We start from the raw sequence: 15543 nt of genomic DNA, 5'->3' as shown, positions 1-15543 counted from the left end.
AAAAAAAGGACCATACTTTTCATTTTCAGAAAATCATAGTCCTTATTTTCCATTTAACACCAAAAGGATACATTAGTTTTTTGTCGTGACCTTGTTAGATGGAATTTAACGCAACAGCCATTCCTTTATTGTCAATGTAGAAGAGCCATTTTGAATGAGCGGATCTAAATTTCCAATCTTTGTCGCCTCCTCAAGTGACGCTGCTTTAATCAAATAAGCGCCTCCCGTTCCATCACTAAATGGACCATACTTTTCAAGAAGCCCCTCTTTCTTCAACTTTTCCAGATGGTCATAGTGCCCTTCGATATCATCTGCATTGAACTTGTTTGTTCGTGTAGTAATTAATAAAAAGTAACTCACTGATTTCCCCTCCATATTTCCCTTGTAATAAAAAATATCTGACGTTCCTTTAAGAAGATATTACAGCGTTAGCTATTAAAATAAAAGCCCTCAAAGATGAAATGCAACTACAAGGGAATTTGGTCAATTTTAGTGGCTTTAGCCAGTTGAGTACGCAAAGCGTGCGAAACAAAAAACCACCTGATGCAGTCGTTATAATAGGAGTGTTCAAGCTACTATGTATAACGAAAGGAGAAGGTGGTTTTTGTGGCACAAAGCAGAGATGGCATGGCACATACCAAGTGGATGTTTGAGGCAACCATTAGAAAGTATATTCAAGAGCAGGAAAACCAGAGGCTTATAGCCTCAGAGCAAACCACCCGTCTGACGGGTGGTTATGATTTGAAAACGTACCTACAACACCTATAAAATATGCACTATTCTCTAGTAGTCTAAACGTCTTATTCACTACCACATTTTTCTTCGCTCATCGAACTAGGGTTTGTCTTTTAAAACAAGCTGAGATTCTTAAGGATGAAGATCTGAAAACGGCGAAAGCGTCTCACTTGAGCTCATTTTCGAAGTTATGGAAGCAGGAAACGCCTGAGAAAGCGAAAGTGTTTTGGGATGACTGGTATTTTTGGGCGACACATATGCGCCTTCTCAGTATTTAATGCGAAGGAGCTTTCGGGACCATAATACCAGCCCATAATCTTGTGAAAACCCATAAGAGGAATGTCCGTAATGTACAGGAGTACTGCCTCTTCTCGACGTTGTCCCTGAACATTCTACGAATGCTTGAAGCTCTAGCCAGACCAATGAAGAATCACATCGTTTGTGAACATGCATAAAGGGTCTGAAGATTTTTTCACGGACCCTTTTGTCATCAGCCCTGGCGGTGTCCGGTGGTGTGGTGTTAACCTATCGTATCAACAAAGCCATATCCCAATCCGGGCTTTCCTCGCAAAGCAAAGAAGCTAGCACAAGTGCCACGCCCGCGGCACCCGTCAAAAAGCCCGCTTCATCCACTTGCTCATACTTGCCATTTACAAAATATTCATCATAATAACCAAACTTCGACTCTGCCGCATACTTATCCAGCACAGCCAAAACTAGTTCATCACGAATCGCACCAAGCTTCACATGACCCGTATCCGAATACATACGTTGAACCATATGAAGCAGGCCTCCTATACCGTGACACAAGGTAGAGGCGGTGAGTCCTCCCATGGTCTGGATGCGATTCTCAATGTCTACATACGCCTGCAACCCAATTGCGCTCCATTCCTGATTATGCATCGCTTGCCCAGCTAGCCAGATGGATCGTGCAATCCCAGGCACCCCATAGCACCAGGAGTCCCACGGGTCTCGGATACTGCTCGGATGCAATTCACCCTGAAGTACCTCTTCAACAGCGACTCGCCCCGGCCATAACGTTCCTGCTTCACCGCTCACTCGCCATCGACATATCCACTCGGTGAGCCGCCGCAGATCTGCACGCATCGCTTCTGTTGTCATGCCCTGCAATTGCGATAGACTCAGAAAAGCCAGCGGTCCTGAGATACCATGGGATAGGCCCAGGTTAAAATTCCCATTTGGATACTGCACTTTTTCATGTTCGAGGAACTGATTCGCAGACAGGATATGCCAAGCAGGGATCCGATGTCCTTGATAATCTTTTTCCCCGCAGAAGATATGGAATACTTCAACAATCCGTTGCCAGATAATCTTCATCTGCGGTCGATCTGAGAAAGCCAACACAACTCGTGCAATTCCTGTCAAACCTTCGATTGTATCGTACTGACTAATACGCAATTGCCCTTCTTCCCACTGGTTTTTGCATATCTCTACATAATTTAACACAGCTTCCTCGAACCAACTAGCCAGTGTATCTAGCATGCCTTGGTAGCGCGTATTCTTTCGTGACAGAGCACGGACGCCTAGCAAAATACCCGCTAACCCACTGTATAGAGATAGAGTATGAATACCTTGCTGTTCGATTACCTGTTGGATCTTTTGCAGGTAACTATGCCCTAACATATCCCAACCGTTATCAGGATATAACTGATCCAGTTGTCCCATTAATACACAAATACCTGTAAATCCACCCGAGAAGCTTGTGTCTGACCATCGTGCTACCTGTTTCCCTTCAATCACTTGCCCAGGAACCTGCTTCATCTGGGCACGTACTTGATCAGGATCCTTATAACGCTGCACAATCGCCTGCAACACTTGTGCTACTTGCTTCCTGACTTCCCCACTTAATGGGATCCATTGTGTCGATACCGCACTTGCCGCTTTCATCCTCAATCATCCCCTTCTAATTCACCGCAACTTCTTCTGCAAATGAACTTGCTTGCACTTGATACATCTGCGCATATACCCCACCTAAACGTATCAATTCAGCATGCGATCCCTGCTCAATGATCCGGCCGTCCTCCATGACTAAAATCTGATCGGCTAGACGCGCTGACGAGATACGATGTGTAATGAAAATCCCTATCGTGTCTCTCATTAAATGCATGAACAATTGCAGTAAGTCTCGTTCAGCCAATGGATCCAAGAACGAGCTCGGCTCGTCTAGAATATATACATCCGCACTTCGCAGAATGGCTCTTGCAATTGCAATACGTTGCCACTGTCCGCCCGAAAGTTGATGTCCTTCATCGAACCATTTGCCAAGTTGTGTATCGAGACCGTTTGGCAAATTCGCAATCACTTGGTCAATAGCTGCAACTTTGGCTGCATCCATCAATCGCTCATCTTGTTCGAGTTCAGCCAATGAGCCGAAGCCAATATTATGGCGAGCCGACATTTCATAGTGAACAAAATCTTGAAACACAACCCCCATACGTTCTTGGACTTTTTGCAGATCGTAGTCGAGAACATTACGGCCATTGACTTGGATGGTACCACGATAATCCTTGTACAATTGCATTAACAGCTTCATGAGTGTGGACTTACCCGAACCATTCTTCCCTACAATAGCCACAGTCTGCCCCTTCTTGAATGTCACATCCACTTCTCGAATCGTATCCGAATCTTGTCCTGGATAAGCGAAAGATACCTGATCGAACGAAATCTGTGTAATCTGGACACTTGCATTTGCCTGACACGATAGCTCTGTTGCACTGGGCAACTGTTTCTGTCGATTAACAGGATCCGACGTAGGCAATTGCAAGAACAAGAGCAACTGCTCCATGTAAAGATTGTTCTGTGAGAACTGGACAAGCCCCTGAATAACCCCATTCATCTGGTTCTGCGTGAGCATAATCGCTTGGATATACCCATACAAACTCCCGATCATCATCGCTCCTATAAATGTCTCGTGAATTGCAAGCCCAATTAACCAGAACAATGCTACCATTTCTAACATATCGTACAGAAAAGTAACTCGAATTCGCTTCAGCAATATGCGACGATCCACAAGGAAGAAGCCATGCAACAAATCGCGGTACCGGTTTAACAAGTAAGAACCCAGTTGGAATATTTTCACTTCCTTAAATGTACTATCGTTTGTTAAGAGATACGTCATGTACCACGATTCTCGATACTTCGGAGTACGATCCAAGTAGACTTGGAACTGTTCTCGATTGATTTTGAAAATCGAATAGATAGAAAACGTTGATATTATGAAAATCACGAGCACCACCCACCATTTCCACAGAACAAGTAGGATAGCAGATGAAATAAGTGTAATGATTCCAGAAGTTATGCCAGCCATCTGGCTATACAATTGATAGGGGCGATAAGTAGATTCTTGTGAAACCCTTTTTAATTGATCATTAATCGAAGCATTCTCAAAATCGGCCAATCCCAACGTGGTTGATTTCTCACAGATCATGATATTCATCGAATTGGAAATGACCGCCTGAAGGTTCCCCTCCACATAACTTTGAGCGACGTCGATGAAATTCTTCAAAACATAGATGACGATGAACCAAACAAAATGAGAAAGTACCCTGTATTCCCCTTCTTTCCATCCCACGGAAACACTATTCAACAAATTCTGTGTAACCATTAATGTCATCACAGGCACAGCACCTTGAATGATGTGTAGTATCATACTTGGAATCATATACTTTTTATTCATGCGGAAAATCAAACGGAAGAGCTGCAGCCCATGTCGCACCGTCTTCCAGAGTGAAGCTAATTCATGCTGACATCCCTTCCAAATAAAGCACATTAGCTCTTCCTCCAATATTGCAACAAGCTATTAAGGGCATGACGAGCCATAATCATTACCTTACGTTCTTTATCTCGATCAATCCCAATTAAGCGGTTTAAGTACATATGAATCACACTGAACAGGATATCGTCTTTGTTGTTCATAAGAGTGCCCTGCCGCTCATGCTCAAGAAGTACTTGCTGATACCGCTTGACAGCCTCTTCCCTGTGTTGACCAATCTGATGAATCAGCTTACCTTCTTCATGCAATGGTGTTAATTCGGATGAATCCCTCCCTAACAACTGCAAGAATAAACGCCGTTCATTACGGAAGTCATCCAGATATTCTTTTACATCGAAGCGCTCATTGAGGAGTTCGTAAACCTCCTGCTCGTTGTAACCAAACTGAGTCATGTATTGTATCACACTACACACCGCCACGACCTCCTGACTTAGCTGGATCTGCTTAAATCGAAGCAACCGAACCAAATTCGCTGTGACATCGCTATCACAAGCAAACATATGTTCTGCTAATCGCATAAGCTCAGGTCCACCATATCGTTCGATCTCTGGTTCATACGTATCCACAACAACCTTATTTATCATTCCATCTTGAAGTAACATAGTCGTCCATTCATGGAAGAATGGGATGAACGAAGATATGTCATTACCGCTTGGCATGTTGAACCGTACCCGAATATGACGGGTTGGATCGGAGTAACGAATGAAATACGCTTGTTCAATTACACCTGCCTCACGGCATTTCTGAACAAAATCTCCCCACTGACGACCAATGAACTCATCTTGGCGACTGTCTATCCCATAGAACTTGGCATAGAACCACGATCCACCCGGCAACTGCACACGCTGCGATGCATCAACAACAGTCTGGCGAGAGATTTCTGTCTCCTTACTTACCGCCACTTCCGCTTGGGTCAGATCCATCTCTTCCGTGCGTCTAACAAGCGGGAAGACAAATTCCGCCGTCAAGTGCCCATCGCTCCGCTGGATCGGCATATCCTCGAATCCCCCTATATGCTCGATCAGCGTCACTTGACCTTTTGACTTCAAGTCTTTGCAGATCTCCTCCACATGCAGAGGATGCTCCATATCGAACAAGATACGATTATCGAATTGAGTCATATACACATACCGAGGTACTTTCCACTGCATACTAAATTCCCTAACCAGAAGCTCCAATTGCTCCTCGCTCTCGCGCTCAGATGTCTTGCCACTCAATTGTATACGCCATGTCGCTGGACTTAGCACGATGTTCCCATATCTTAAACGCGGAGTATAAGGGGATTGATCCATTACTCCCCATTGTAATGTCGACCATTGTCGATACCCTTCCTGACTAACTTCCACCAGAAATCGGTACACATTCGGCGCACCCTGGTAGTTCAACATATGCCCAGCTGTCGGGATCACTTCGCAATTGTGCTTGCGTGACTTCAAATAAAATTTATCGTTTCGCACCCCAACCATCAAATCGGACACATGAATCTGTTGATCCTCTGGTACAGTGTGATTCGTGCCAATTCCGATTTCATACGTGCGAAAATTTTCCGTGAGAACGACATTCGTCGATCTCGCTGCACTGGGTAAGTACGAAATCTCTGCAAGCAGTTTACCTGGTGATAGGCGTTGCTCTTCCTTATGAATCTCATTGAACATGTTTTTAAACGAGACACCCATTAAATCAATAAATCGTCCGAACGTTTTCCCCGCACCACTCGATCCAGGATTCGGTCCAAGTACTAACGTGTACTCTCCGCGATTGAGTGCTTCCCGATCCTGGACAACCATTAAAAAGTAGAGTTCCATTGACGGAGTAGGAATTAACTCACTGGTGGTTTTATCAGATTCATCCTCCAAGATCTGTTGAATTCTTTCGTTCGTGAGAACGATCTCTTGTTCACCCTGATGCATACACGAGACGAACCACTTGAAGAGTAATTGTTCACACTTCGTACTAAATGGCACACTCGGATTCTTTAACTGCCTATGAACGCTACTCGGATTTTGATAGGTGGCTGGTGGCCCTAGCCCAATCTCCTCATCCAGCAACTCCAAAATTGGTATCTCCCGATACGGGCCGTATTTCTCTATGAATTCATTACAGTATTCCTCCAGGTGTCGGTACTTACGTGTAGAAATTCGACTAAACAATTGTGCAACTTTCTCAACATCCTCACGAACCTGATAGGGCAAGGTCACGGATCGATCTTCCAAGGACAAGTCAACCTGTACCGTCGTCTTCACCTCAGCCAAAGCATGCATCATCTGTCGCAACTGAAGTAATTGCTCCTCGCCCTGCCCAATTAATCGGTTATTATACGAGCGAATATTCCGACGAATTTCATTGAGAGCAACCTTCCATTCATCTATACCCTCCACCCCATCCAACACAGACAGGATATGATCGAAGGGCTCTATACTCGTCGTCGGAGGTCGCAATTCCGAAATTAAAAATTCTTGTTCAAAAAGCTGCCAAATGTAGTGATGAATCGTATCTAATTCTGCCTCCATGAAAGCACTCTTAATCCGGGATACGAGTTCTAGGTACGGAATTGGATTTATACTAGCTTCCATCACCAGATCGAATACTGCAGAGGCTCGTACAGATACGCTATCACTTTCTCCGACGCCGAGATCGCCATATCTAGCTACATAAGGAATTTTTGCTCGTTCGCCTTGACGGTAGATAAGAGAGTTGCGCTGAATACGAAGCTGAACTACAACTTCACGTTGCTTCTCGATTTTATCAACAATCTTTAACAACCATTCCATATCTGGTCGCACTCGTTTGCGATACGTAGCGATGCCTTCTATGTTCATCTGCGACTGTTCGGCGAATTGCCCATATGTCACACCGGAAAACAGGCCAAATGGTGTGGGACGCGTCATCATGCGGAGCAGATAGCGCATAAAACCTTTGATAGCCTGCGCTTTCTTTCGTGCATTCTGGTCATTGCCAAGATGAGAAAGTGACTCAAGCAAGCTCGGGCTCGCTACCGCAATCGCTTCGCGAATAATCGAGTCATTGGATAATTCGACAAGTTTATTTAGCGAAAAACGCTTAAGCTCTTCTTGGTCTTTCCAATCGGAAGGAAAACACTTTATAAACAAATCGAACGGCAAAACAGGCGTGCGAACCATAAAAAAATCCAGTGCGCGATATATATTGGGTTCTTTTGTCATTTTTCCTCCTAGTTTTAGCGGACTGAAAATAAGAGATTTAGGGAGTAGTTATAGAGTCTAAATACTTGCAGACCTCTTTACATTCGACACATACCCGTAATCTTTTATAATCCTAAATTTTGAAAGCACGTAACAGCGGGAATCAAATAGAAGGTGATCAATGTTACCTATAATAAAATGGGTAAATACCCAAAAATGTCTGAGCTCGAGCAACGCATACGCCGAATCTTTTTGAAATCGCGTCGCCTTTACGGTAGCCGAAAATTCAAGGAAGCGCTAGAGCAGCAACGCGTTTATGTGACGGGAAAAACCGTTGAGGAAGCATCATGAAAGAACTGGGCTTGAAATCGTGAACCATCAAGAAGTATAAAGCAACTACGAACTCTAAGCGTAACTTCCCCGTACATGAAAATATGCTGGACCGCGCGACGAAGTTCTCCACCATTCAGATCGTGGCCTTCCTGGAATACCAGGCACGATTACAGAAATACGGGATGAAAAGCAACTGAGCAGCTAGGGCAAATTGCTACGATAATGCGTGTACAAGCCATGAAGAGCATATTCGAGTAATTACCTGCTTCTATAATGGCAAACGAATTCATTCTGCCATCCGTTACTTAACGTCCAGCCAATGTGAACATGTGTACCGTCTCACGGTGTAATCTTCTCAATTCTATGTGTCCAGTCTATTCGTTCACCTTTACTACACCCTAAAATTTACAACACCCTAAAACAAACAGCGGATTACCTTTTTTCTGTCTTCCTTTCGTGGGGGCTTCTTCTTTTCATTTCATGGTTTCATATGTGTGCTTTACATTCCTCTCTTACTCCAAATCCAGAAACTGATGATTGGACATATCACAATAATCCCGGTTAAATACATCCAGAAGATCATACTTCCTTGTCCGCAAAGTACTCTCAAAATACTGACAAACGGATCATGCAGAAAACGAAGTTCAGAGACGATGACGTAACTGCCAAGCAACCCTAAAATAGTGCATGCATACACAATTGAAACTCGTGTAATAAGGATAGAAAAAACACTGCATATCACAAGCACCGCAATGCTAGTCAGTACAAGAAGGAGATCGTATTGGATCGTTAGCCACAACACCTTGCCATATCCAATCGATTCTGGCACTAAATACACCACTGTCGATTGCGGATGAGAAAAGAACAACCATCCACACGCTAGAGAGACCAGCGTTGTCCCAAAGATAAACGAGACAATCAAAACGATCTGTGTAAGTAATTTAACTAGCCAGTGCTGATAGCGATCGAACGAACGTAACATATATATGCGATACGCACCCGAATGTATCTCATCAGCAAGCGACTCTACAAATAAGCCGGGCAACACAAACAATTGCAACAAGAACGACATATCCTTCATAATGAATACGGGCAGATTTAGTGCATCAACCGAAAACCACGAGCTTAGGTCAATTTTAATACCGCCTGTTAGACGTAAAAATCCAATATCGATCAATAGAGCGAGTAGATAAACACATCCAAACGCTCGAATCCGCTTCCCCTTCCATATCCGTTCCAGTTCACTGATCCACAAGCCAGTGTTCACACGCCAACACTCCTAATTTAAATAATCTGCTCTCGTAAATTTTCTACGAGCAGCTACAATACATACGAAAAAGTAAATAACTAAACCCACTGCTATGGAAATTTGTGCATATTCATCGCCTGACAATGCCCTCTCGACACCAACAACCTGCATACCTGGAATCAACCCTGCATAAATCAAGGCAAGCAAGAATGCATTTTCCGTTATTAAAGGACTTCCCGGATCGAAAATACTTGTAGCAAATATTGATATAATGATATAGATCATCGCAATACCAATTGTACGGGCCGCAGTCCTACAGTACATGGCGATCCAAATAAACAAACCGCCTCCCCCGATCAAGGTAGCGAAATCAAGTGCATATTGTTTCAAAGTATAGAATAGTATTGCAACATTTGTGGAAGAAATCCTATTCCCTGATATCATTACCTCTGGGGGAGATGGAAGTTTCATTACGCCAAAAATCGTAAACGATACGCCTAAAATAACCATCATCAACAGGATGAATAAATTCATTATCATCCATTTGCTAACAAAGATTTGACCCCGAGAATAGCTTCTTAAAAAAAACATTCGCAATTTACCACCCTGAAACTCTTCTGTGTATAAGAGACCAGCCAACAGCGCGACCATTAAATTCCCAAATAAATATATACTTTCTTTCATCCCTCTCGATGCCGACATGCTCGCAGCTACATAGAATGGGCTATCAGGTAAATGTCGCTGATCAACCCATACAAAATATGTTATCAGTGCATAAGCAAACGGAATGCAAGAAACTAATATGAACCATGCCCATTTCTGATGGATCAACTTTTCGAATTCAATCCTGATTAACACTTTCATGACAACATCAACTCCAAGAATGCATCTTCTAGCCTCTGACCATCCACAATCAAATCATTCACATTCCCCGTCCATATGACCACCCCTGCTCGAATAACAATAAGTTGGTCACACATGAGTTGCAGCTCATCTAGAAGATGGCTGGATACGAAGAATGATAAACCTCGTGATTCCCTCAGCCGGAGGATCAGATTACGAAGTTCCCGCATACCTAGCGGATCAAGTCCATTGGATGGCTCATCCAAAAGCAGCAGGTCGGGGGACCCTAACATAGCTTGCGCAATACCTAATCGTTGCTTCATCCCTAACGAATAAGTCTTCACTTTATCATCTGCTCGGGACTGCAATTCCACACTCTGGAGCAACTGATCGATGTGCTTTTCTCGATCTGCAGAGCGAATTTCAGAGTGCAATCGAGATAAATTTCGAAGCACCTGCCTTCCGGTCATATACTCAAAAAAGATGGGGGATTCTATAATCGCTCCTACATTAGCTAGTGCCTGTTTTCTCTGTTTTTGCACATCATATGTCCCAATGCGAATCGCTCCGCTTGTTGGCTGGATAAGCCCTGTCATTAATCGCATTAATGTTGTTTTTCCTGCTCCATTAGGGCCTATAAATCCGTAGATCATACCTTTTTCCAATTTAAAGGACGTCTCTTGAATAAGAGTCTTATTACCTATTCGCTTCGTCACACGATCCACTTCCAGAATCAGCTTGGTCATCAGTTCACACCTCTGTATGCTATATTGGTTTCTCTCTTCATTTCACTACAAAAAAGTGCAGACCTCTGTCTTGCATTAGCCCACACGACTAACAACTAGACAGAAGCCTGCAGAACGTTACCATTACTGACTACATATGATCATACTTGGTTTTTATTAACAATATTTCGACGTTGTTTTACCACAAGGTACAGTTCCGCACTCACTAGATCCACAATTCGGTCCAGTAATACATCCTGGAGTGCAAGCAAACACACTGGTAACTTGAGGCTCGATTTTACCAACATTTTTGCTTACTTGTACATCAAGATCAAATTGATTATTAGACATAATAACTACCTCCTAAGATTTTCATTGTCTATTGGTATTTCACCAAACTAGACAACTTCCTAATTAGAGAAGCAGTGATAGCAATCTATACCGGCGCCAATACAGATAGCGCGATCCAACTCCCCTATTACAAATTATATTATAGATTCCGTTTTTTACTAGGGTTACATTTTTATCCCCCTATCGCATAATGTAATTGTTGTCAAACAATCCTCGCCGTCTTGCTACTTTGACTGCGTCTTTGCAACTATTCACATCTAGCTTTGTGAGTATATGTTTCACATGTGTTTTTATTGTTTCCTGTTCAACATGCAGAACTTCGCTTATTTTTGATTTAGAGTACCCTTCGTGCAAATACGCGATTACTTGTCGCTCGGTCCGCGTAAGGGAGCATTTAAGCTCTTCCAATCTTAGTTTGCGGAACTCATCGCGCAGCACCCTAGCAGCGTCGGGGTGAATTGCTACGCGATTATGATACGCATCGCGAATAGCCGCAGCAATATCCGTATAGTTCTTCTTCTTAATATAATTGACGGCTCCAACGCTAAAGGAGTCTGCAATCACTTCCAAATTATCTTCTGAAGATAAAATAATAATGCTAATATGTTTTCTCATCAAAATCTCTCTCACTGCATCCAACCCATCGTACTGGGAAGAGGTCAGTGTTACATCCATCACGATAACATCGACTTTATACTGTTCTGCAAAATGAATGGCTTCCTTCTCCGTTGCTATACCTGCGATATATTTCATATCTGGCTGCTGCTTCACATATTCGCAGATTAAATCACGCCATACCGAATCAGTCTCCACATGTAACACACCGATATCCCCCATAATTTGCATAGCCACGCAGTATTCCCAAATCTCATACCTAAAGGTATATTTTTTAGCGCAGCAAGTACCTCCTGTTCATTTTGTGATTTTTGGTACTAGACGACGTTTTCTTAAACGTATGGGCCTCCTTGAAATGCAACAATCAACAGCACCAGAGATGTTACCCATAAAAATACGTTCATCTACTAGAAGCGGTATCAGCTACGCTGGAACTACCTCATGTTGCAGCGATATATTCAACATAATCATGTAGTTCATTTATATCTTCTGATAAAAGCCTAAATGTGTAAGTATTACCTTCCGCCCATTGTTGAAACAAACCAATCCAGTGTGGGGTATCCTCATCAGTCTCTAAGACCCAATCTAAATCAGCGTAGTTATATGTATATTGTAGAGCTTGTTGATAATCGCCTTGGGCTTCACAGACACTAGCACACAATAGATCAGCATAGGTGATGTACTCAAACATGGGACAAACTTAGCTTCTTGGCAGAATCATCACGCCCTCGACTTTCTTGTTGATGTTTCATCAAATATTGGATTTCGGCTTTGATTGTCTCCAATCTGAATCGAGAAAATACGGTACTGACAGACTGCTAAGCGCTCGGAGTGCTGGTATTTTTCTACTTCTGCCACATTCTAATAGAGCATCCGTGCAGCAGCATGTTGTCGCTGTGAAAATAATGTCTCTGCAATTTGATATAGTCTGGGAAAGTACATAAGTCCAATCATTCGACGGATCGCTTCCAGCCTATTCAGCTCCGTACAACGATATAACAATGGTTCAATTCGTCTCATGTTTTGGGAGAGGTCAATGATGTAGTTTTCTATGTATAGATCGTAAAAGTGACCTTCCGGTAAACCTATAGCCACAGTGATTCGATCAAGCTGCTGCACGGAAACAGAACGATGCGAATAATCCAATTACTAAGTGTTCTTTGATGGACAACTGAATATTCGCAAATTGAGCCAGTGTCATATCATTTTGTTTTAGATAATAATCAAACTTTGCCGAAACTGTAGGTGTATTGTCAAAATGACCACCCCTTATCAGGAACATAAAGAAAATCAAATCATGAAACGAGAACTACTGCAATCAGATGAATCGCACAGTTCTTTCCGCAATTTATCATACCATTTTTTAGAATAAAATCATATACATATCAAAATTTACTCACGATGCCTATTTAGATACTTTGCAAACGTTTCGATCTATATATTGCTGATTGGAAAACGCCCCTGTGCTATTAGACCGTAACCAGGCATGACCGATGCTTATCCGAATTTGCAACAGAAATGCTTGGTTTACATCAAAACGCCCAAACTATGCTTATCTGAAGAGCTTTTTCCAGCACCTTCGTGCAGAGTTGGAAGTCGAGGTGCCCAAAGCAGCAAAGAAGCTCCCCTATGTACCCACAGAAGAGGAGCTAAAGCGATCTTATGATGTTGTCTGGCAAGTGAAGAATTTTCAAGACATGATGATCGTTAAGACACTTTTGTATATGGCCGTTCGGGTCAGTGAACTGATTAATATCAAGTTAGTCGATGTTGATTTCCGTTACTGTCAGACCGCATTAATAGTGGCAAGGGGAAGAAGGATCGTATTGTACCATTCCCTTATTCGTTCAAGGAAATGTTGACCGTGCATGCTGATTCCAAAAAGAAGAAATACACCGATTGGGGAGTCTGCAAAATCCTAACCAAATCTTCGGAAGCTGCCAGCATGACTCAAAATCTGTCTCCACAAAAGCTGCGACATTTTCTCTTAACCTGGCTATAAAAGTAAGGCACTGATGATGAACTCATACAACCGTATTCAGATCATGAAAGCCGTAAGGCATTAAAATTCTATTAAACTGCAATCACTAATGATCAAGAGGAATACAATGAGGTAATTAATAGATTTCCCATTTGATAATATCTACTTTGCGGATGGTGTCAACTTCGCTGGTAATCTCCTAAATTATAAAAACCGTATAATCCCACCTGTTTCTTAAATACAGGTGGGTTCTACAACTACGGTTGTCTCCACACTCCAATATGATGAGAGACCAAATATATTACTGATTTACTGAATAAAACAATCACTTCTTCCCTTATCATATGTTAATTTGCTGCTTACCTCTTCTTGAAATTCAGTATCCGTCAATAATTTGTAAAAAAACAAATCAAGCTTCTGCTTGAGCCAAATATGATCCACCCCAGATTCATCTTGAATAAACATGGCTATTTGAAATTCATTTCCTTCTCGATCTGTGCAATATAAAGCCTCCGTTAAAACAGAAATGGTAGATCCACCTTTATTTCCAAACTCTATTAGCTTGGAGTTATTCACTTGTCGCTGAACTAACAGTTTTAAATATGGATTTATAGAAGAAGGAACTAACTCCTCCTTGTGTATAAGCTTCATTATATGAGCATATTCCTTAGTTGTAGAACGAGGAAGCCTTCGCGATTGTAGAACTTGAAGCCTTCGTGTATAAATCTGCTTGGTGTTCCATTTCTGAATACATCCTATTCTCTCATCGCTATTTAATATTTGGTGTATTTCGCTGGATTTTTTCATGTATTCCTCGTAGGTCATTTCACTTATTTTTTGTATTGATTCTTTAAAGCACATTTTTTCTGTTTCTTGTATATAGGAGGACATTAAACCCGCAGATGAAAAGGGAAAGATTTTATCATGTGACGAAAGTGAGAGTTTTATTATATTATCATTTATCTCACTTAATCCCATTCTCGCTATCAAAAATTCTGTATTGGCATTGGAACTGTACGCTAACATACCTCTAGCAATTTCAAATAACGTAATTTTCCCTTGAACCTCTTTATGGTTTGACTTAATCCATTTAATCCAGTTATTATGAGCGTTGCCATCCGAACTAGGAATATAAAATTTATTTAGTTCCTCTAAAGCCACAAGTTCATGTTCGTCTAATAATTTTGCCGCTACTTGGCGAGCAAACTCAATAGCAATGATCACTTTTGCAGTGCTGGCAAGCGGCATTTTAATTTCTGAATTGTAGCTGATTTTCACCATACCATTTTTGATCATGTATAAAGAAGCTTTACTCGGATTTTCTATTAAAAAGTTAAGAACATCCATTTCTGTTTTCTGATTATTCTGGTGCTTCGCAATTAAAAAAAATATGATAAATATGAAAACAAATATTAAAATCATAGCTACTATAAATACAATGATTATCATATTTTGCTCCTTAATGGAGACGCTTAGGATAAGTTTCACATAAGTCGTCTCAGTTCCCCCAAGAATTACTGTTCTTTTAGAAGCAATAAAATCATACACTTAATCACCTATACGGTTTCCTCAATGAGGCAATATCATAGATATTGTGCAAACGGTTTAAGACTTTTATTAATTATAGCAAAATGGTGGTGAATAAGACGTTTAGACTACTAGAGAAGAGTGCATTTTTTATAGGTGCTGGAGGTAGGTTTTCAAATACAAAAACACGCCCCCAAGTGGCGTGTTTTAATATTACAAGTCTCTCCAAT

The 15543-nt window shown here is 41.9% G+C and carries 12 protein-coding genes and 1 pseudogene; 2 read left to right on the top strand and 11 right to left on the bottom strand.

Annotated elements, in window-relative coordinates; genetic code table 11:
• Positions 1-105: 105 nt before the first annotated feature.
• Positions 106-375 carry a YciI family protein gene (locus AC5V8P_RS14255; protein ID WP_425280349.1) on the bottom strand — a complete coding sequence of 90 codons (270 nt, stop codon included), beginning with the start codon at positions 373-375 and terminating at the stop codon, positions 106-108.
• Between the two features lie 231 nt (positions 376-606).
• Here AC5V8P_RS14255 and AC5V8P_RS14250 point away from each other — a divergent pair, with 231 nt between their 5' ends.
• Positions 607-768 (top strand): hypothetical protein, encoded by a 162-nt coding sequence (locus tag AC5V8P_RS14250; protein WP_155762527.1) that lies wholly within the window; start codon positions 607-609, stop codon positions 766-768.
• A gap of 492 nt (positions 769-1260) precedes the next feature.
• Here the strand turns inward: AC5V8P_RS14250 and AC5V8P_RS14245 are convergent, their stop codons facing one another.
• From AC5V8P_RS14245 to AC5V8P_RS14235, 3 genes are all read right to left on the bottom strand, one after another.
• Positions 1261-2643 (bottom strand): lanthionine synthetase C family protein, encoded by a 1383-nt coding sequence (locus AC5V8P_RS14245; protein WP_064796197.1) that lies wholly within the window; start codon positions 2641-2643, stop codon positions 1261-1263.
• 16 nt (positions 2644-2659) lie between these two features.
• On the bottom strand, positions 2660-4432 hold the full coding sequence (locus tag AC5V8P_RS14240) for an ABC transporter ATP-binding protein (protein WP_495473689.1): 1773 nt from the start codon (positions 4430-4432) through the stop codon (positions 2660-2662).
• A gap of 92 nt (positions 4433-4524) precedes the next feature.
• Entirely contained in the window at positions 4525-7710 is a 3186-nt protein-coding gene (locus AC5V8P_RS14235) for a lantibiotic dehydratase (RefSeq protein ID WP_064796199.1), read from the bottom strand.
• Between the two features lie 177 nt (positions 7711-7887).
• Here AC5V8P_RS14235 and AC5V8P_RS14230 point away from each other — a divergent pair, with 177 nt between their 5' ends.
• The gene (locus AC5V8P_RS14230) at positions 7888-8040 is read left to right on the top strand and encodes an IS3 family transposase (protein WP_495473688.1); all 153 of its coding nucleotides are present in this window, start codon (positions 7888-7890) and stop codon (positions 8038-8040) included.
• Between the two features lie 481 nt (positions 8041-8521).
• On the opposite strand, the gene AC5V8P_RS14225 is transcribed toward AC5V8P_RS14230, so the two are convergent.
• From AC5V8P_RS14225 to AC5V8P_RS14195, 7 genes and pseudogenes are all read right to left on the bottom strand, one after another.
• Positions 8522-9289 (bottom strand): hypothetical protein, encoded by a 768-nt coding sequence (locus AC5V8P_RS14225; protein WP_064796200.1) that lies wholly within the window; start codon positions 9287-9289, stop codon positions 8522-8524.
• A 12-nt stretch (positions 9290-9301) separates the two neighbouring features.
• The gene (locus tag AC5V8P_RS14220; RefSeq protein ID WP_063213080.1) at positions 9302-10135 is read right to left on the bottom strand and encodes a DUF2705 family protein; all 834 of its coding nucleotides are present in this window, start codon (positions 10133-10135) and stop codon (positions 9302-9304) included.
• Positions 10132-10860, bottom strand: a complete 729-nt coding sequence (locus tag AC5V8P_RS14215; RefSeq protein ID WP_063213081.1) for an ABC transporter ATP-binding protein — start codon at positions 10858-10860, stop codon at positions 10132-10134. Before AC5V8P_RS14215 ends, AC5V8P_RS14220 begins: the two co-directional genes overlap by 4 nt.
• Before the next feature lie 156 nt (positions 10861-11016).
• Complete coding sequence (locus AC5V8P_RS14210) at positions 11017-11190, bottom strand: gallidermin family lantibiotic (RefSeq protein ID WP_081276761.1); 174 nt, start codon at positions 11188-11190, stop codon at positions 11017-11019.
• Between the two features lie 180 nt (positions 11191-11370).
• On the bottom strand, positions 11371-12027 hold the full coding sequence (locus tag AC5V8P_RS14205; protein WP_196771833.1) for a response regulator transcription factor: 657 nt from the start codon (positions 12025-12027) through the stop codon (positions 11371-11373).
• Positions 12028-12247: 220 nt separating this feature from the next.
• Positions 12248-13087 (bottom strand): annotated as a pseudogene (locus AC5V8P_RS14200) (transcriptional regulator); the annotation flags it as partial.
• Positions 13088-14095: 1008 nt separating this feature from the next.
• Positions 14096-15235, bottom strand: a complete 1140-nt coding sequence (locus AC5V8P_RS14195; protein ID WP_064796260.1) for a serine hydrolase — start codon at positions 15233-15235, stop codon at positions 14096-14098.
• Positions 15236-15543: the final 308 nt, after the last annotated feature.

The sequence above is a fragment of the Paenibacillus sp. N119s genome (assembly GCF_059447605.1).
Note: the sequence above shows the minus strand (reverse complement) of the source record. Positions and strands in the feature narration are given on the sequence as shown.